The organism is Streptomyces sp. NPDC055506 (genome assembly GCF_053643595.1).
Window position 1 is genome coordinate 147,621 of sequence record NZ_JBSHKH010000002.1, and the last position, 17,345, is coordinate 164,965.

15 protein-coding genes and 1 riboswitch are annotated in these 17,345 nt (G+C 70.2%); of the genes, 6 read left to right on the forward strand and 9 right to left on the reverse strand.

Going from position 1 to position 17,345, the window contains the following annotated elements; genetic code table 11:
* Positions 1-69 precede the first annotated feature (69 nt).
* From ACWIF2_RS01530 to thrC, 5 genes are all read right to left on the reverse strand, one after another.
* Positions 70-1,191, reverse strand: coding sequence for an NADH:flavin oxidoreductase (locus tag ACWIF2_RS01530; RefSeq protein WP_454357981.1), 1,122 nt, complete (start codon positions 1,189-1,191; stop codon positions 70-72).
* A 201-nt stretch (positions 1,192-1,392) separates the two neighbouring features.
* On the reverse strand, positions 1,393-3,015 hold the full coding sequence (gene groL / locus ACWIF2_RS01535; RefSeq protein ID WP_391114850.1) for a chaperonin GroEL: 1,623 nt from the start codon (positions 3,013-3,015) through the stop codon (positions 1,393-1,395).
* Between the two features lie 393 nt (positions 3,016-3,408).
* Positions 3,409-3,612 (reverse strand): cold-shock protein, encoded by a 204-nt coding sequence (locus tag ACWIF2_RS01540; protein ID WP_003949956.1) that lies wholly within the window; start codon positions 3,610-3,612, stop codon positions 3,409-3,411.
* Positions 3,613-4,060: 448 nt separating this feature from the next.
* A complete protein-coding gene (locus ACWIF2_RS01545; protein ID WP_003991133.1) occupies positions 4,061-4,336 on the reverse strand; it encodes a MoaD/ThiS family protein in 276 nt (91 codons plus the stop codon).
* A gap of 85 nt (positions 4,337-4,421) precedes the next feature.
* Positions 4,422-5,708: a threonine synthase gene (thrC, locus tag ACWIF2_RS01550; protein WP_454357982.1), complete on the reverse strand. Its 1,287-nt coding sequence runs from the start codon at positions 5,706-5,708 to the stop codon at positions 4,422-4,424.
* An 18-nt stretch (positions 5,709-5,726) separates the two neighbouring features.
* Positions 5,727-5,883, reverse strand: a riboswitch (SAM riboswitch).
* Between the two features lie 155 nt (positions 5,884-6,038).
* Here thrC and ACWIF2_RS01555 point away from each other — a divergent pair.
* The 3 genes from ACWIF2_RS01555 to otsB all read left to right on the forward strand — a co-directional run bounded on the left by ACWIF2_RS01555 (position 6,039) and on the right by otsB (position 9,291).
* Positions 6,039-6,983, forward strand: coding sequence for a glucosyl-3-phosphoglycerate synthase (locus ACWIF2_RS01555; RefSeq protein ID WP_454357983.1), 945 nt, complete (start codon positions 6,039-6,041; stop codon positions 6,981-6,983).
* 73 nt (positions 6,984-7,056) lie between these two features.
* Positions 7,057-8,445 carry an alpha,alpha-trehalose-phosphate synthase (UDP-forming) gene (locus ACWIF2_RS01560; RefSeq protein ID WP_454357984.1) on the forward strand — a complete coding sequence of 463 codons (1,389 nt, stop codon included), beginning with the start codon at positions 7,057-7,059 and terminating at the stop codon, positions 8,443-8,445.
* 3 nt (positions 8,446-8,448) lie between these two features.
* Positions 8,449-9,291, forward strand: coding sequence for a trehalose-phosphatase (gene otsB / locus ACWIF2_RS01565; RefSeq protein WP_454357985.1), 843 nt, complete (start codon positions 8,449-8,451; stop codon positions 9,289-9,291).
* An 84-nt stretch (positions 9,292-9,375) separates the two neighbouring features.
* Here the strand turns inward: otsB and ACWIF2_RS01570 are convergent, their stop codons facing one another.
* Entirely contained in the window at positions 9,376-9,621 is a 246-nt protein-coding gene (locus tag ACWIF2_RS01570) for a DUF3263 domain-containing protein (RefSeq protein ID WP_454357986.1), read from the reverse strand.
* Positions 9,622-9,665: 44 nt separating this feature from the next.
* Positions 9,666-10,919 (reverse strand): ABC transporter substrate-binding protein, encoded by a 1,254-nt coding sequence (locus ACWIF2_RS01575; protein ID WP_454357987.1) that lies wholly within the window; start codon positions 10,917-10,919, stop codon positions 9,666-9,668.
* A 154-nt stretch (positions 10,920-11,073) separates the two neighbouring features.
* Between ACWIF2_RS01575 and ACWIF2_RS01580 the strand changes: the two genes are divergently transcribed.
* The 3 genes from ACWIF2_RS01580 (at position 11,074) to ACWIF2_RS01590 (ending at position 14,285) form a co-directional block, all read left to right on the forward strand.
* On the forward strand, positions 11,074-12,015 hold the full coding sequence (locus tag ACWIF2_RS01580) for an ROK family protein (protein ID WP_454357988.1): 942 nt from the start codon (positions 11,074-11,076) through the stop codon (positions 12,013-12,015).
* Positions 12,015-13,226, forward strand: coding sequence for an N-acetylglucosamine-6-phosphate deacetylase (gene nagA / locus ACWIF2_RS01585; protein WP_454357989.1), 1,212 nt, complete (start codon positions 12,015-12,017; stop codon positions 13,224-13,226). Before ACWIF2_RS01580 ends, nagA begins: the two co-directional genes overlap by 1 nt.
* Before the next feature lie 129 nt (positions 13,227-13,355).
* The gene (locus ACWIF2_RS01590) at positions 13,356-14,285 is read left to right on the forward strand and encodes a 1-phosphofructokinase family hexose kinase (protein ID WP_454357990.1); all 930 of its coding nucleotides are present in this window, start codon (positions 13,356-13,358) and stop codon (positions 14,283-14,285) included.
* Positions 14,286-14,300: 15 nt separating this feature from the next.
* Here the strand turns inward: ACWIF2_RS01590 and ACWIF2_RS01595 are convergent, their stop codons facing one another.
* Both ACWIF2_RS01595 and cdgB read right to left on the reverse strand, forming a co-directional pair.
* Positions 14,301-15,266 carry a CBM35 domain-containing protein gene (locus ACWIF2_RS01595; RefSeq protein ID WP_454357991.1) on the reverse strand — a complete coding sequence of 322 codons (966 nt, stop codon included), beginning with the start codon at positions 15,264-15,266 and terminating at the stop codon, positions 14,301-14,303.
* Between the two features lie 120 nt (positions 15,267-15,386).
* Complete coding sequence (cdgB, locus tag ACWIF2_RS01600) at positions 15,387-17,048, reverse strand: diguanylate cyclase CdgB (RefSeq protein ID WP_454357992.1); 1,662 nt, start codon at positions 17,046-17,048, stop codon at positions 15,387-15,389.
* Positions 17,049-17,345: the final 297 nt, after the last annotated feature.

Consider the following 17,345-nt stretch of genomic DNA (forward strand, 5'->3'; position numbering starts at 1 on the left):
GCCGGTGAACAGGCGCTCAGCCAGTGTCCTTGACTGACGCAAGCAGATCCAGGGCCTCAGGTGACGAGGTCAGCTGAGGGTCTTCAGGGCCGCCGGGTCGTACGGGGCCGTGTCCTCGAAGCGGCCGCCCAGCACCTTGGCCGCCCACTGCGGGTCCTGGAGCAGCGCCCGGCCGACGGCGACCATGTCGAACTCGTCGCGCTCGAAGCGGTCCAGGAGGTTGTCGAGGTCGTTGACGTCGGCGCCCTCGCCCTGGAAGGACTTGAGGAAGTCGACGCCGTTCAGGCCGACCGAGCCGACGGTGATGGCGGGCTTGCCGGTGAGCTTCTTGGTCCAGCCGGCCAGGTTGAGGTCGGAGTCCTCGAACTCGGGCACCCAGTAGCGGCGGGTGGAGGCGTGGAAGGCGTCGACACCGGCGGCGGCCAGCGGCGCCAGGATGGCCTCCAGTTCCTCGGGCGTCTCGGCGAGGCGGGCGTCGTAGGCCTCCTGCTTCCACTGCGAGTAGCGGAAGATGACGGGGAAGTCGGCGGAGACGGTCTCGCGGACCGCCGCGACGATCTCCTCCGAGAGCTTGGCACGGGCGACCGAGTCGCCGCCGTAGGCGTCGGTGCGGCGGTTGGTGCCCTCCCAGAGGAACTGGTCGAGCAGGTAGCCGTGGGCGCCGTGGAGCTCCACGCCGTCGAAGCCGATGCGCTCGGCGGCGGCCGCGGCCTCGGCGAACGCGCCGATGACGGCGTCGATGTCGGCCTGGGTCATGGCCTTGCCGGTGGGCTCCGAGGCGCCGATGCGCAGACCGGAGGGGCCGACGGCCGGGGCGTCCGCGAACGGCGGCTCACCCTGGTTGCGGACCATGCCGATGTGCCACAGCTGCGGCACGATCGTGCCGCCCGCGGCGTGCACCGCCTCGGCGACCTTCGCCCAGCCCGCGAGCTGCTCCTCGCCGTGGAACCGCGGCACGCGGTCGCTCTGCCCGGCCGACTCGTGCCCGACGTAGGTGCCCTCGGTGACGATCAGGCCGACTCCGGCGGCGGCACGGCGGGAGTAGTACGAGACGACGTCCTCGCCGGGAACACCGCCCGGGGAGAACATCCGGGTCATCGGCGCCATGGCGATGCGGTTCGGGACGGTCAGGCCGTTGAGCGTGACGGGCCGGGACAGGATTTCGGCGGCGCGGGAGACGGCGACGGTCACTCAGGGGCTCCTTCGGATACCGGACAGTATGTGCATACGCATAGGACATGCGTTTCAACCGTCCGGCCCGCCCGCGCCATCCCGTCCGCGCTGTGACCCCGGACACGCCCGAGGGCGGCACCCCCTGCCCGGAAATCCGGAACAGGAAGTGCCGCCCTCGGCAGAACCGTTGATCAACCCGGGGAAATCCCAGGGGGTCGATCAGAAGTCCATGTCACCGCCCGGCATACCGCCACCGGCGGGCGCGGCGGCCTTCTCCGGCTTGTCGGCGATGACGGCCTCGGTGGTGAGGAACAGCGCGGCGATGGAGGCGGCGTTCTGCAGAGCGGAACGGGTCACCTTCGCCGGGTCGATGATGCCCTCGGCGATCATGTCGACGTACTCACCGGTCGCGGCGTTCAGGCCGTGGCCGACCTGGAGGTTGCGGACCTTCTCCACGACGACGCCGCCCTCGAGACCACCGTTGACGGCGATCTGCTTCAGCGGGGCCTCCAGCGCGAGCTTCACGGCGTTGGCGCCGGTCGCCTCGTCACCGTCGAGCTCCAGCTTCTCGAAGACCTGGGAGGCCTGGAGCAGGGCCACGCCACCACCGGCGACGATGCCCTCCTCGACGGCCGCCTTGGCGTTGCGCACGGCGTCCTCGATGCGGTGCTTGCGCTCCTTGAGCTCCACCTCGGTGGCGGCACCGGCCTTGATGACCGCGACACCGCCGGCGAGCTTCGCCAGGCGCTCCTGCAGCTTCTCGCGGTCGTAGTCCGAGTCGCTGTTCTCGATCTCGGCGCGGATCTGGTTGACGCGGCCGTTGACCTGGTCGGTCGAGCCGGCACCGTCGACGATGGTCGTCTCGTCCTTGGTGATGACCACCTTGCGGGCCTTGCCCAGCAGGTCGAGCGTGGCGTTCTCCAGCTTGAGGCCGACCTCCTCGGAGATCACCTCGCCGCCGGTGAGGATGCCGATGTCCTGCAGCATCGCCTTGCGGCGGTCACCGAAGCCCGGGGCCTTGACGGCGACCGACTTGAAGGTGCCGCGGATCTTGTTGACGACCAGGGTCGACAGGGCCTCGCCCTCGACGTCCTCGGCGATGATCAGCAGCGGCTTGCCCGACTGCATGACCTTCTCCAGGAGCGGGAGCAGGTCCTTGACGTTCGAGATCTTGGAGTTCGCGATCAGGATGTACGGGTCGTCGAGGACGGCCTCCATACGCTCCATGTCGGTCGCGAAGTACGCCGAGATGTAGCCCTTGTCGAAGCGCATACCCTCGGTGAGCTCCAGCTCCAGACCGAAGGTCTGGGACTCCTCGACGGTGATGACGCCTTCCTTGCCGACCTTGTCCATCGCCTCGGCGATGAGCTCGCCGATCTGGGTGTCGGCGGCGGAGATGGAGGCCGTGGAAGCGATCTGCTCCTTGGTCTCGACATCCTTCGCCTGCTCCAGCAGGGCGGCGGAGACGGCCTCGACGGCACGCTCGATGCCGCGCTTCAGGGCCATCGGGTTGGCGCCGGCGGCTACGTTGCGCAGGCCCTCCTTGACCAGGGCCTGGGCGAGAACGGTCGCGGTGGTCGTACCGTCACCGGCGACGTCGTCCGTCTTCTTGGCGACTTCCTTGACCAGCTCGGCGCCGATCTTCTCGTACGGGTCCTCGAGCTCGATCTCCTTGGCGATGGAGACACCATCGTTGGTGATCGTGGGGGCGCCCCACTTCTTCTCGAGGACGACGTTGCGGCCCTTGGGGCCGAGCGTCACCTTCACGGCGTCCGCGAGCTGGTTCATGCCGCGCTCGAGGCCGCGCCGCGCCTCCTCGTCGAACGCGATGATCTTGGCCATGTGAAGTGGTCCCTCCAGGACTGGGGGTGATTACTTCGGACCGCGCCCGCGCCCGCGACGGACGGCTCGCTTGCCTTGTGGTTCCTTCCCCACCCGGCCTGCGGGCCTCACCGACCCGGTCCTTACGTTGTCACTCTCACCTTCAGAGTGCTAACGCAATGATTAGCACTCGGGCATGCTGAGTGCAAGGCGCTCCCGCGAAGCGGGAGCTCATTGAGGGGTGGCGGTCGGGTGACGGGCGGGCGCAAGCGCCTCCCGGGGATCGGGCGGGCCGCTCAGCCACCCGCGAACGGCACCCGGCAGGGCTTTCGAACAGGCCGAAGGGCCCGCACCCCGGGGGGTACGGGCCCTTCAGAGAAGACCTGCCGCTTGCGGTTTGTCGTGGTCGCGCGTTCAGGCAGCCACGCGAACCATGTCGGCCTGTGGGCCCTTCTGGCCCTGCGAGATCTCGAACTCGACCCGCTGGCCCTCTTCAAGGGTGCGGTACCCGTCCATCTGGATCGCGCTGTAGTGGACGAAAACATCCGCACCACCGTCGACCGCGATGAAGCCGTACCCCTTCTCCGCGTTGAACCACTTGACGGTGCCCTGAGCCATGCCTAACTCCCCTATTACTGGCCCTTGCACAGATCCGCACTTCGCGGATCCGGGTCAGACCTCACCCCCCACGGATTGGGGGCGTGCGCCGGAACGCGTCGACCGCGGCTGAATGTATCTGTCCAACTGCCGTCTGCAACAGGTCAATCGGACGAGAATTCCGGACGCGCAGGATCCGGAATGTGGGGAGAATTCGCCCGACTTCAGGGCAAGTCGGGCCACGCAAAGGGAACAAAAGCCACGAAAGGCCCACACACTTTGGCTACATCTTGTCGGGCTCGCGGCAGGAATTCAGGGTGCCCGATCAGGGGATCGGGATCGCTTTCCCCAACTGTACCGCGCTCAACCACACAGAATTGCCCCCTCCGCTTCTCTCACGGAGGGGGCAATTCGATGAACGCTCAGTGACGGCCGTTACCGATGGTAATAATCAAGCCGGTCGACCGGTTCAGCCGCCGGCGACGGCCGGAATGATCGACACACCGGCACCGTCCGGCGTCGCCGTCTCGAGACCCTGCTCGAACCGCACGTCGTCGTCGTTGACGTACACATTGACGAACCGGCGCAGTTTGCCCTGGTCGTCCAGCACCCGGGCGGCGATCCCGGTGTGGTTCTTCTCCAGATCGGCGATGACCTCACCGAGATTCGCGCCCTCGGCGGCGACCTCGGCCTGCCCGCCGGTGTAGGTACGCAGGATGGTGGGGATGCGAACGGTGACGCTCATGACTTCAAAACCTCCGGTTGGGTATCGCCCTTAGGGGCGCGGGGAACTGCGCGACCAGCCCCCACCGGCCCGCAGCGAACAACGATCAGACGAGACCGGCATCCCGGAACGAGTCCAGGTTGGGCCGGATGGTCGCGGTCAGCCCAGTCCCCGCCACCGCATCCAGCGTCTTCAGCCCATCACCCGTGTTGAGGACAACCGTGGTCTTGGCAGGGTCGAGAAGCCCGTTCTCCAGCAGCTTCTTCGCCACCCCCACCGTCACCCCACCGGCGGTCTCCGCGAAAACCCCCTCGGTCCGGGCAAGCAGCTTGATCGCCTCGACGACCTGCTCGTCGTTCACGTCCTCCACCGCACCGCCCGTACGACGCGCGATGTCCAGCACGTACGGCCCGTCCGCCGGGTTCCCGATCGCCAGCGACTTGGCGATGGTGTCCGGCTTCTGCGGACGCACGACGTCGTGCCCGGCCTTGTACGCCGTGGACACCGGCGAGCAGCCGAGCGCCTGCGCACCGAAGATCTTGTACGGCTTGTCCTCGACCAGACCGAGCTTGATCAGCTCCTGCAGACCCTTGTCGATCTTCGTGAGCTGCGAGCCGGAGGCGATCGGGACGACCAGCTGGTCCGGCAGCTCCCAGCCCAGCTGCTCGCAGATCTCGTACGCCAGGGTCTTGGAGCCCTCCGCGTAGTACGGCCGCAGGTTGACGTTGACGAAGCCCCAGCCCTCACCGGCCGGGTCGCCGATCAGCTCGGAGCAGAAGCGGTTCACGTCGTCGTAGTTGCCCTCGATGCCGACGAGCTCGCCGCCGTAGATCGCGGCCATGACGACCTTGCCCTGCTCCAGGTCGTGCGGGATGAACACGCAGGAGCGGAAGCCGGCGCGGGCCGCGGCGGCGCCCACCGCACCGGCGAGGTTGCCGGTGGAGGAGCAGGACAGGGTGGTGAAGCCGAAGGCGCGGGCGGCCTCCAGGGCCTGGGCGACGACGCGGTCCTTGAAGGAGTGCGTCGGGTTGCCGGAGTCGTCCTTGACGAAGAGCTTGCCGGCGTCGACGCCGAGCTCACGGGCGAGGTTGTCGGCCTTGACGAGCTTGGTCCAGCCGGGGTTGATGTTCGGCTTGTCCGCGACGTCGGCCGGGACCGGCAGCAGCGGGGCGTAGCGCCAGATGTTCGCGGGGCCCGCTTCGATGCGCTTGCGGAGCTCTTCGGTTTCGTAGGCCGAGAAGTCGTAGGCGATCTCCAGCGGGCCGAAACACTCCTCGCACGCGAAGACCGGGCCGAGGGGGACGCGGTGACCGCACTCGCGGCAGCTCAGCGCGGCGGCGGGGCCGAGGTCTACGGTGGATTCAGTGGTGCTTGCAACAGTCTGCGCAGCCATGTGAGGCGAGGCCCTTTCTCCTCATCTTCCTCACGACGCATCTCGCCGTGAGACGGATTTGGCACCTTCCCGAGCCGGGAGCCTCGCGCCTGTGGTCGACAGTGACCTACGAGTACCGACTGGAGGGTTGCCGGGGCTTCAACGGGCCGTGTCCCTCTGCCCCTCTGGATGAGCTGTATTCGGTTGTCGACGTGGGTTGACCCCGGACATGCGATGGTCACCCGCGTTGTTCAAGACTGTAACCGACGACCAGGACAGTTGAGATAGTCGTCCGAACCGCGAGATGGCTCACAGTCCGTCCCGCCGAGAGTACGCAGAGGAGCCGCCAAGGTGCTGGAAGAAGTCGAGCGCTGGCTGAGCACCCGTTCCTGGTCCGCGACCGATCGCCCCCTCCACCAGATACTGGCCGCCAAGCAGCGCACGGGCCAGACGGTCAGTGTCGTGCTGCCCGCGCTCAACGAGGAGGAGACGGTCGGCGACATCGCCGCCGTGATCCGCCACGACCTGATGCGGCAGGTGCCGCTCGTCGACGAGCTCGTCGTCGTCGACTCCGGCTCGAGTGACCGTACGTCGGAGGTGGCCGCGGCCGCGGGCGCGACCGTGGTGCACCGGGACGGGATACTCCCGCGGCTGCCCGCGGTGCCCGGCAAGGGCGAGGTGCTGTGGCGCTCGCTGCTCGCCACCCGCGGGGACATCGTCTGCTTCGTCGACGCGGACCTGCGGGACTTCTCGTCCGACTTCGTCTCCGGGATCGTGGGCCCGCTGCTCACCGAACCGGGCGTGGACCTGGTGAAGGCCATGTACGACCGTCCGCTGGGCGCCGCCGCCGGGCAGGGCGGCCGGGTCACCGAGCTGATGGCCAGGCCGCTGCTGAACATGCACTGGCCGCAGCTGGCCGGCTTCGTGCAGCCGCTCGGCGGCGAGTACGCGGCCCGCCGCTCGCTGCTGGAGCAGCTGCCGTTCCCCGTCGGGTACGGCGTCGAGCTGGGCATGCTGGTCGACGCCCTGCACCTGGCAGGGCTCGACGCTCTCGCCCAGGTCGATGTCGGGGTGCGCAAGCACCGGCACCAGGACGGCCAGGCGCTGGGCCGGATGGCCGCCGCGATCTACCGCACGGCCCAGCTGCGACTGGCCCGCGGGCATCTGATCCGGCCGTCCCTGACGCAGTTCGAGCGGGGCGGGGACGGCTTCGAGCCGCGAACGTACTCCGTGGACACCGAGGAGCGTCCGCCGATGGTGGAGATCGCCGAGTACCAGGCGCGGAAGGCCGCCTGACCGGGGCTGTTTTCGGCCGAGTGGGGCAGGTCCGTACGTTTGAGCGTTTCCGGGCCGGGCTAGGTTGAGGGCTATGGCTTCAACGTACGGTGCTGCACAGGTGCTGGTGGCCTCCAACCGCGGCCCGGTCTCCTACACGGTGGGCGAGGACGGTTCGCTGAACGCCAAGCGCGGCGGCGGCGGACTGGTCTCCGGGCTCTCCGCGATCGGCTCGGACGCGGACGCGCTGTGGGTCTGCTCGGCGCTGTCCGACGGCGACCGCGAGGCGGTCCGGCGAGGAGTCGGCGAGGACGGCGTGCGAATGCTGGACATCCCGGCCGACGTGCACGCCGACGCGTACAACGGCATCGCCAACTCGGTGCTGTGGTTCGTCCACCACCTGCTGTACCAGACGCCGCTGGAGCCGGTCTTCGACGCGGAGTTCCGGCGGCAGTGGACGTCGTACGAGAGGTACAACCGGGCGTTCGCGGAGGCGCTGGCCGAGGAGGCGGCGCAGGGCGCGGCGGTCGTGGTGCAGGACTACCACCTGACGCTGGTGCCAGGCATGCTCCGCGAGCTGCGACCGGACCTGCGGATCGGGCACTTCTCACACACCCCGTGGGCGCCGCCCGAGTATTTCCGGATGCTGCCGGACGACGTGGCCGGGCAGGTGCTGCGCGGCATGCTCGGCGCGGACCGGCTGGGCTTTCTCACGCGGCGCTGGGCGGACGCGTTCGTCGAGTGTGCCGAGCGGTTCGCCGGCGGGCTCGGGGGCACCCGGATCGGCGTGCACGGGCTGGGGGCCGACGCGGACTTCCTGCGGAAGCGGTCGCACGAGGCGGACGTCGAGGAGCGGATGGCCGCGCTGCGGGAGCAGATCGGCGAGGGCCGCCGCACCATCGTCCGGGTCGACCGCACCGAGCTGTCGAAGAACATCGTGCGCGGCCTGCTGGCGTACCGCATGCTCCTCGACTCCCACGCCGAGTGGCGCGAGCGCGTGGTGCACGTGGCCTTCGCTTACCCGTCCCGGCAGGACCTCGCGGTGTACCGCGACTACACGGCCGAGGTGCAGCGGCTGGCGGACGAGATCAACGAGAGGTACGGGACGCCGGGCTGGACGCCGGTCGTCCTGCACGTCAAGGACGACTTCGCCCGCTCCCTGGCCGCGTACCGGCTGGCCGACGTGGCGCTCGTCAACCCCATCCGCGACGGCATGAACCTCGTCGCCAAGGAGGTCCCGATCATCTCCGACGCGGGCTGCGCGCTGGTGCTGTCGCGGGAGGCCGGGGCGTACGAGGAGCTGGGCGAGGACGCGATCACGGTGAACCCCTACGACGTGACCGGCACGGCGGCGGCCCTGCACGAGGCGCTCTCGATGCGCCCGGAGGAACGCGCCGAGCGCGCCAAGCGGCTGGCAGCGGCGGCGACCGCGCTGCCCCCGGCGCAGTGGTTCGTGGACCAGCTCGACGCGTTGAGGGGCTGAACGGTGACGAGCCCGCAGGCATTGCCGACACCCGTCACCAAGGCCGGGCAGGAGGGTCTGGACGCTCTCCTCACCCATCCCGGCAAGGCGCTGATCGCTCTCGACCTCGACGGGACGCTCGCGCCGATCGTCGCCGATCCCGAGAAGGCCCGGGCCCACCCGGAGGCGGTGCCCGCGCTGGCCGCGCTCGCGCCGAAGGTCGCCGCCGTGGCGGTGATCACCGGCCGGCCGGCCGAGGTCGCGGTGCGCAACGGCGGCTTCGCGAACGTGCCCGGCCTCGAGCACCTCGTCGTACTGGGCCACTACGGCGCCGAGCGGTGGGACGCCCGTACCGGCGAGATCAGCGCCCCGCCCCCGCATCCCGGAGTCGCGGCCGTCCGCACGGAGCTGCCCGAACTGCTCGAACGGCTCGGGGCGTCGCAGGGGACCTGGATCGAGGAGAAGGGCCGGGCCCTCGCCGTGCACACGCGCCGGGCCGCCGACCCGCAATCCACCCTGGACCAGCTGCGCGAGCCGCTCACCGGCCTGGCCGGCCGCCACGGCCTGATCGTCGAGCCCGGCCGGCTGGTCCTCGAACTGCGCCCGCCCGGCATGGACAAGGGCGTCGCCCTCACCGAGTTCGCCCGGGAGATCGGCGCCGGTTCCGTCCTCTACGGCGGCGACGACCTGGGCGACCTCCCCGCCTACTCCGCCGTCGACCACCTCCGCACGGCCGGCACCCCGGGCCTGCTGGTGTGCAGTGGCAGCGACGAGGTGACGGAGCTGCGGGAGCGGGCGGACCTGGTGGTAGAGGGCCCGGAGGGCGTCGTACGCCTGCTGGCTACGCTGGCGGAACAACTCGACTAGAGGCGCCCCGATAAGGGGCGCGGGGAACTGCGCGAACAACCACGACGCACCCGCACCGTGCAACGGCCGAACACCCCACGGCCCTCACCGCTCCGCCCGCCGCCGATCCCGAACCCGCCGCAGCCGATTCACCGTCACCGGGTCGTGGGCAAGGGCCCGGGGATCATCCAGCAGGGCATTGAGGAGCTGGAAATACCGCACAGGCACCAGCCCCAGCTCCTCCCGCACGGCCCGTTCCTTCGCACCGGGGCCGGAAAAGCTCCGCCGTTCGAGCGCGAGAATGTCCCGCTCCCGACGCCCGAGCCCCTGCTCACCCGTGTCCTCGTCCATGCCCGGCACCGTAGCGCCCGCCACCGACAGCGCCCAGACGGCGCCTACTCCGCGTTCTCCGCCCGGGACGCCTCCGCCTGGAGCCGGCCCAGGACGGCCGAGGGGCTGCCGCCGGGGGCGACGGCCTTGCCGATCCCCTGCTTGATCTCGGCGCTGACGTCGGCCCAGGAGGTCTTGCCGACCGGGTAGAGCTCGGACGTCAGCAGTTCCTCCAGGAACGGCCTGAGGTGCTTGTCCTGGTCGGAGGCGGACATGGTGCCGGACGCGGAGGTGGTGACCGGCAGCAGGTCGTACTCGCGTGAGAAGGCCAGCACGTTCTTCTCGCTGTAGACGAAGTCGAGGAAGTCACCGACCTGGTCGCGGTTGCCGTTCTTGCGGAAGGCCGTCATCCAGTCGGCGACACCGAGCGTGGACTTGCTCGTGCCTTCCTTGCCCGGCGTCGGCACCATGCCGTACTTGACGCCCTTCTTCGCGGCGATGTTCATCAGCGACGGGTGCCCGTTGACCATGCCGACCTCGCCCTTGGCGAAGGCGGCGTACGCGTCGGCCCGGTTGAGCTCCCCGGGCGCGACCGGCCCGTTCAAGCCCTTGCCGACCAGTTCGTCCTTCAGCCAGGTGAAGGTGTCGACGTTCTCCGGGGAGTCGATGCCGTAGCTGTCGACGGTGTCGGTGTAGCCGCCCCCGCCGCTGAGCATCCACTGCATGGTCTCGGCCGGCGCCTCCTCCGGGCCGAGGGGCAGCGCGTACGGGTAGGTCACGCCCTCCGCCTTGAGCGCCTCGGCGTCGTCGGCCAGGTCGTCCCAGGTCTTCGGCGGGGTGATGCCGGCCTCGGAGAAGAGGGTCTTGTTGTAGAAGAGCACGCGCGTGGAGGAGGCGAACGGCATGCCGTACTGCACGCCCTTCACCTGCCCCGCGGAGGCCAGCTGTCCGACGAAGTCGGCCTGCACGGGTATGGAGAGCAGCTCGTCGGCCTTGTAGAGCTGGTTCTGGGCCGCGTAACCGGCGTACGAGCCGATCTGCGCCATGTCCGGCGGGTCACCGGCGGCGACCATCTCCCGGACCTTGCGGTCGACGTCGTTCCAGGAGTAGACGGTGACGTCGATCCGCACACCGGGGTGCTCGGCCTCGTACTCCTCGACGAGCTCGTCCCAGTACTTCTGGGAGCTGTTGGCCTTGCTGTCGCCGTAGTCGGCGGCGACCAGCTTCAGGGTCACGTCACCCGAGCCGCCCGTCACGCCACAGCCGCCGAGGACCGCCGTCATGCCCAGTGCGGACACCACCGCGATCGTTCCTGCCATCCGCCGCCGCTGCACCGCTGTTCTTCCCCAACCCTGGCGTCACTCGCCAAACTCTGGCGTTGTCCGCCACCGAAACTTTTCGATATTCGGAATAAGGTCTACACCACGCGAGTGGACTAGACCTCTCGCGGGTCCCCGGGTCACACTGTGTTCCGTGAGACATGTCATCGCCCTCGACGTGGGCGGCACCGGAATGAAGGCCGCGCTGGCCGGTCCCGGGGGCGAGGTGCTGCACCGGGCCCGCCGGGCCACCGGACGCGATCAGGGTCCGGACGCCGTCGTCGCGGGCATCCTCGACTTCGCCGCCGAGCTGCGCGCCCACGGCGCCGAGCACTTCGGCACGCCCGCGGCCGCCGCTGGCGTGGTCGTGCCCGGCATCGTCGACGAGGCGGCGGGCACCGCCGTCTACGCCGCGAACCTCGGCTGGCGAGACATCCCCCTGCGAGAAGCACTCACGACCCGGCTGGGCGTCCCGGTCGCCCTCGGCCACGACGTGCGCACCGGCGCTCTCGCCGAGGGCCGGGTCGGCGCGGGCCGCGGAGCCGACCGGTTCCTGTTCGTGGCGCTGGGCACCGGCATCGCGGGCGGCATCGGCGTCGAGGGCCGGGTCGAGTCGGGCGCGCACGGCTTCGCGGGCGAGATCGGCCACATCGTCGTACGGCCCGGCGGGGCCCCCTGCCCGTGCGGGCAGCGCGGCTGCCTGGAGCGCTTCGCGTCGGCGGCGGCCGTCAGCGAGGCCTGGGCCGCGGCCTCGGGCGACCCGGACGCGGACGCGGCCGACTGCGCGAAGGCCGTCGAATCCGGCGACCCCCGCGCCCGGGAGGTCTGGCAGGACGCCATCGACGCCCTCGCCGACGGCCTGGTCACGGCCCTCACCCTGCTGGACCCCCGCACCCTGATCATCGGCGGCGGCCTGGCCGAGGCGGGAGAGACACTGTTCACGCCTCTGCGCGAGGCCGTCGACCGCCGCACCACCTTCCAGAAACAGCCGTCGATCGTCCCGGCGGCCCTGGGCGACACGGCGGGATGTCTGGGCGCGGGCCTGCTCGCCTGGGATCTCCTCGACCAGACCGACCGTATGGAGGTAACGCCCTGATGGCATCCCACCCAGGGGCGCGGGGAACTGCGCGACAAGCCCCCACCCACCCGCACCCCGCGACGGCCGGACAGCCCACGGTCCTGACCGGCGCAACCGTCGTCCTCCCCACAGGAACCGTCCAAGACAGCCAGCTGATCATCGACGGCACCCGAATCAGCCGCACCACCCCGGAAAACGCCCAGGTCATCGACGTAACAGACCACTACGTGGTCCCCGGCTTCATCGACCTCCACAACCACGGCGGAGGCGGAGCCTCCTTCACCTCCGGCTCGGCCGAGGACATCCTCAAGGGCATCCACACCCACCGCCTGCACGGCACGACCACCCTGGTCGCCTCCACCGTCACCGGCGACCTGGACTTCCTCTCCCAACGCGCCGGCCTGCTGAGCGAGCTGGCCGAGCAGGGCGAGATCGCCGGCGTCCACTTCGAGGGCCCCTTCATCTCCCCCTGCCGCAAGGGCGCCCACGCCGAGGACCTTCTGCGCGACCCGCACCCCGCGGACGTCCGCAAGCTGATCGAGGCGGCCCGGGGCCAGGCCAAGATGGTCACGCTGGCCACCGAGCTCCCCGGCGGCCTGGACTCCGTACGCCTCCTGGCCGAACAGGGCGTGATCGCGGCGATCGGCCACACGGACGCGACCTACGAACAGACGGTCCAGGCCATCGACGCGGGCGCCACGGTCGCCACCCACCTCTTCAACGCGATGCCGCCCCTCGGCCACCGCTCCCCCGGCCCCATCGCCGCGCTCCTGGAGGACGACCGGATCACGGTCGAGCTGATCAACGACGGCACGCATCTGCACCCCGCCGCATTCCAGCTGGCGTTCCACCACGCGGGCGCGGACCGCGTGGCGTTCATCACGGACGCGATGGACGCGGCCGGTTTCGGCGACGGCCGCTACTGGCTCGGCCCGCTGGAGGTGGAGGTCGCCGACGGCGTGGCCCGCCTGGTCGAGGACGGCACCATCGCAGGCTCCACCCTCACCCTGGACCGCGCCTTCAAACGCGCGGTCACGGTCGACGGCCTGTCGGTCGAGGACGCGGTGCAGGCCCTCTCGGCGACCCCCGCCCGCCTCCTCGGCATGTCCGACCGCATCGGCACCCTGGAGCCGGGCAAGGACGCGGACCTCGTCCTCCTGGACGCCGACTTCGACCTCAAGGGCGTGATGCGCCGGGGCGAATGGGTGGTCGGTCCCCAACTGCACTGATCCGTCCCGCAGTCGGGAGACGGTGGCCGAGTCCAGGACTGGGCCGACCGCCGTCTCTTTGGCATGATCGACCCTCCGGAAGTTTCACGGCAGCAAGCGCATGTCTCTGTATCGGGGGAGGTCGACCAGGTGATCCTCACGGTCACGCTGAACACCGCTCTCGACATCACCTACCGCGTACGGTCCCTCCGGCCGCACGCCTCCCACCGCGTCTCCGAGGTGACGGAACGCCCCGGCGGCAAGGGCGTCAACGTGGCCCGGGTCCTCGCGGCCCTCGGCCACGAGGTGACGGTGACGGGATTCACGGGCGGTGCGACGGGCCGGGTCGTGCAGGAACTGCTCGCGCCGGTGCCGGGCCTGGTGGACGCGCTGGTCCCGATCACGGGCGCGACCCGCCGCACGATCGCCGTGGTCGACGACCGGTCCGGCGACACGACCCAACTCAACGAACCCGGCCCCATGGTCACCCCCACCGAGTGGTCGGCCTTCCAGGAGGCCTACGAGACGCTGCTCCCCACCGCCTCCGCCGTGGCCCTGTGCGGCAGCCTCCCGCCGGGCGTCCCGGTGGGCGCGTACGCCGGGCTGATCCGCACGGCCAGGTCCGCCGGCGTCCCGGTCCTGCTGGACACGAGCGGCGAACCCCTGCGCCGTGGTGTCGCCGCCCGCCCCGACATCATCAAGCCCAACGCGGAAGAACTGGCAGAACTGACGGGCTCCCACGACCCCTTGCGAGCCACCCAGGACGCCCGCCGCCGGGGTGCGCGCGCGGTGGTCGCGTCCCTGGGCGCGGAAGGCCTCCTGGCGGCATCCCCCGAGGGCCGCTGGCGCGCCACCCCACCAGCCCTCCTCCGAGGCAACCCGACAGGCGCGGGCGACTCGGCGGTCGCGGGCCTGCTCTCGGGCCTGGTGGAGCACCTTCCCTGGCCGGACCGCCTGACCCGGGCGACGGCCTTGTCGGCGGCGACAGTCTCGGCGCCGGTTGCGGGGGAGTTCGACCGGAGGGTCTACGAGGAGCTGCTGGGGCGAGTCACGGTGACGAGCGAGGCTTCTGCGGCGTAACGCACGCTCGGCGTATTAGCTCGTCCGGTTGCCCTTCTTGAGGTAGAGCTGGTCGAGGACCGCGTCGCACTGGTTGCCCTCGTTGCAGGCGAGCTCGATGGTGTTCGTGCCCTTGTTCAGGTTCACGGTGGCGTAGGTGTTCTTCCAGCCCTGTTCCCAGTCGCCCTTGGGTGTGTTCCCGAAGTTCTTCATGCTCAAGGGCCTGGAGAGGGCGTCGCCGTTGACCACCAGGGTCGCGTTGGCGTCCGTGCCCGGGACGCCGTAGTTCACGTAGAGCGTGTAGGTGCCGGCCTTGTCGATGCCGTCCACCGTCCAGGTGACCTTGGCACCGACCTGGTTGAAGCCCGTCACATAGACCCCGCCGTCGGCCTTCGCGCCCTTGAACTCCGACGCGGTCGACATGCCGGGGCTGAGGCGCAGGGTCTTCGCGTCGACCTTCGGCAGCTCGACCTGGCTCGCCGCGCTCTTGCTGGCCGACGGAGTCGGCTCGGCGCTCTGGGACTGGCTCTGGTCGGAGCCCGCCTGGTCCTCGGGCTTCTTGTCGTCCTTGTCACCGCCCACCATGGCCACGCCGATGCCGATCACGACCGCCGCGACCACCGCGACCGCGCCGATCAGCAGGCCCTTGGTGTTCGGGCCGCGGCCGCCGCGGCCGCCCCCGCCGCCGGGCACCTGGTGCTGGGGGGCCGTGGCGGCTCCGCCGCCGCCCGGCAGCGTCTCCGGCGCCGCGTAGTGCGCGTTCGGCTGGCTGTACGCACCCTGCTGCTGCGGAACCTGACCGTAGGCCGCGGTCTGACCCGCGCCCGCCTGCGGCTGCTGGCCGTAGGAACGCGTGCCCACCGCCCGCACCCTGTTGACCGAGTTCGGGTAGCCGTAGCCCCCGGACGGCGGCTGGGCTCCGTTGGCCTGCCCGTCGGCGTAGAGATAGCCGAACGGGTCGTCGTCCTCGGGCGTGCTCGCGCCGTTGTTGCCGGGCGTCATCCCTTGGTCTCCTCAGTCAGGTGCGGTGCGAATGCGGTACGGGTCGTGAGAGAGCGAGCCTACCCGCTCCCAGTGACCCAAACGGGTGACTCAGACCGCATCAACTCGCTGACCTCGGGTTCACCCGGCGCGTCTGTGTTGTTTGGGACGAGATCGTTTCTCGACGTACATCCGCTCGTCAGCGGACTTCAACACTTCGTCCGCCGTCATTCCACAGTGTGCCCATCCGATGCCGAAACTGGCGCCGACCCGGACGGCACGCCCCTCGGCGCGGATGGGCTGGATGATCTCGTTGCGGAGGCGGACCGCGAGGTCCTGCGCGTCGGCCCGGCCGAGCCCGTCCGCGAGGATGACGAATTCGTCACCCCCGAGCCGGGCGACCGTGTCGCCGTCCCGGACGCCGCCGCTCAGCCTCCGGGCGACCTCGATGAGAACCGCGTCACCCGCGTTGTGCCCGAACCGGTCGTTGATCGACTTGAAGCCGTCGAGGTCGCAGAAGAGGACCGCGAGCCCCTTCGTACCGTCGTCGTGGTCGCCGTCCGGGGCGACGGTGTGCACATGGTGGTCGTAGGCGTCGTACGGCTCGGCGCCCTGCCGGAAGTCGAAGCCGGGGCCGACGACGTCGAAGGCGGGGTGGCCGTAGGCCGCGTCATGGGACTCGGCGACGGCGGAGTGCGGGGGCGCGGCACGCTGGCAGAGCCGCGACGACAAGCGGGAGCGCAGCTCGGCGGAGTTCGGCAGGCCGGTGAGCGAGTCGTGCGAGGCGCGGTGGGCGAGCTGCAGCTCGCGGCGCTTGCGTTCCTCGATGTCCTCGACGTGGGTGAGGAGGAAGCGCGGCCCGTCGGCGGCGTCCGCGACGACGGAGTTCCGGAGGCTGACCCAGACGTAGGTGCCGTCCCGGCGGCCGAGGCGGAGTTCCGCGCGGCCGCCCTCCGCCGAGGTCCGCAGCAGGGTGCCTATGTCCTCGGGGTGGACCAGGTCGGAGAAGGAGTAGCGGCGCATCGCGGAGGCCGGGCGGCCCAGCAGCCGGCACAGCGCGTCGTTGGTGCGCAGGATCCGGCCGTGCTGGTCGCCGCCCATCTCGGCGATGGCCATGCCGGACGGCGCGTACTCGAAGGCCTGCCTGAAGCTTTCCTCACTGGCCCGCAGCGCCTGCTGCTCGCGCTCCAGCCGGACGAGGGCGCGCTGCATGTTGGCGCGCAGCCGGGCGTTGCTGATCGCGATGGCGGCCTGGAAGGCGTACATCTGGAGGGCCTCGCGGCCCCAGGCGCCGGGGCGGCGGCCGTTGCGCGGGCGGTCCACGGAGAGCACGCCGATCAGCTCGCCGCACGCCGCGCTGCCCTGCGGTCCGGGCGCGTACATGGGCGCGAAGAGCCGGTCGGCCGGGTGCCACTCGTCCTCGAAGCGGGGCGCGGGGCCGTCGGTGTACCACTGCGGGACGTCGTCGTCGTCGAGGACCCAGCCCTCGGTGTGCGGTATGAACACCAGGTCGCCCCAGTGCTCGCCCATGCCGAGGCGGCGTTCCCAGGACTCGCGCGAGCCGACGCGGCCGGTGATGAGGGCCTCGGCGGCGGGGTTACCGGCGAAGGCGGCGACGACGAGATCGCCGTCGGGGCGGACGAGGTTCACGCACGCCATCTCGTACCCGAGAGCGGCGACGACGCCCTCCGCGACGGTCTGCAGTGTGTCCGCCAGGCTGCGGGCCGTGTTCATGTCGGCCATGACCTGGTGCAGTTGTCGCAGGGACGCAAGACGGACGTAGGGCTCCGACTCGGTCTCCATGCTCGCCCTCCCCCCGAGTACCTCGCAGCGAATCAAGAATCAAGGGTTCTCATCGGCGTACGTCCTGGCAGCTTCCCCGCCACTGAATCACAGCGCGCTGCTCACTCGGTACACAGGGTCAACAATTCCTGCCCCTTGTGACTCAAGTCACAGGTAAAGCTGAACAATTGCCGGGAGTTTCTGCGTTCTTCACGTGCGTCTACCGAACGCAATTTTGTCAGGTTGCGCACATATTCTTCCCGGGGTCCATCGCGAGTCCTAAGACCCTGATCGGGCGGGAGTCCGATGCGTGGCGCG

Excerpts from the sequence above, each read along its gene's own strand:
- groL (WP_391114850.1), bottom strand. The coding sequence starts at position 3,015 with ATGGCCAAGATCATCGCGTTCGACGAGGAGGCGCGGCGCGGCCTCGAG.
- ACWIF2_RS01540 (WP_003949956.1), bottom strand. The coding sequence starts at position 3,612 with ATGGCTCAGGGCACCGTCAAGTGGTTCAACGCGGAGAAGGGGTACGGC.
- ACWIF2_RS01545 (WP_003991133.1), bottom strand. The coding sequence starts at position 4,336 with ATGAGCGTCACCGTTCGCATCCCCACCATCCTGCGTACCTACACCGGC.
- thrC (WP_454357982.1), bottom strand. The coding sequence starts at position 5,708 with ATGGCTGCGCAGACTGTTGCAAGCACCACTGAATCCACCGTAGACCTC.
- ACWIF2_RS01560 (WP_454357984.1), top strand. The coding sequence starts at position 7,057 with ATGGCTTCAACGTACGGTGCTGCACAGGTGCTGGTGGCCTCCAACCGC.
- ACWIF2_RS01570 (WP_454357986.1), bottom strand. The coding sequence starts at position 9,621 with ATGGACGAGGACACGGGTGAGCAGGGGCTCGGGCGTCGGGAGCGGGAC.
- ACWIF2_RS01575 (WP_454357987.1), bottom strand. The coding sequence starts at position 10,919 with ATGGCAGGAACGATCGCGGTGGTGTCCGCACTGGGCATGACGGCGGTC.
- nagA (WP_454357989.1), top strand. The coding sequence starts at position 12,015 with ATGGCATCCCACCCAGGGGCGCGGGGAACTGCGCGACAAGCCCCCACC.
- ACWIF2_RS01595 (WP_454357991.1), bottom strand. The coding sequence starts at position 15,266 with ATGACGCCCGGCAACAACGGCGCGAGCACGCCCGAGGACGACGACCCG.
- cdgB (WP_454357992.1), bottom strand. The coding sequence starts at position 17,048 with ATGGAGACCGAGTCGGAGCCCTACGTCCGTCTTGCGTCCCTGCGACAA.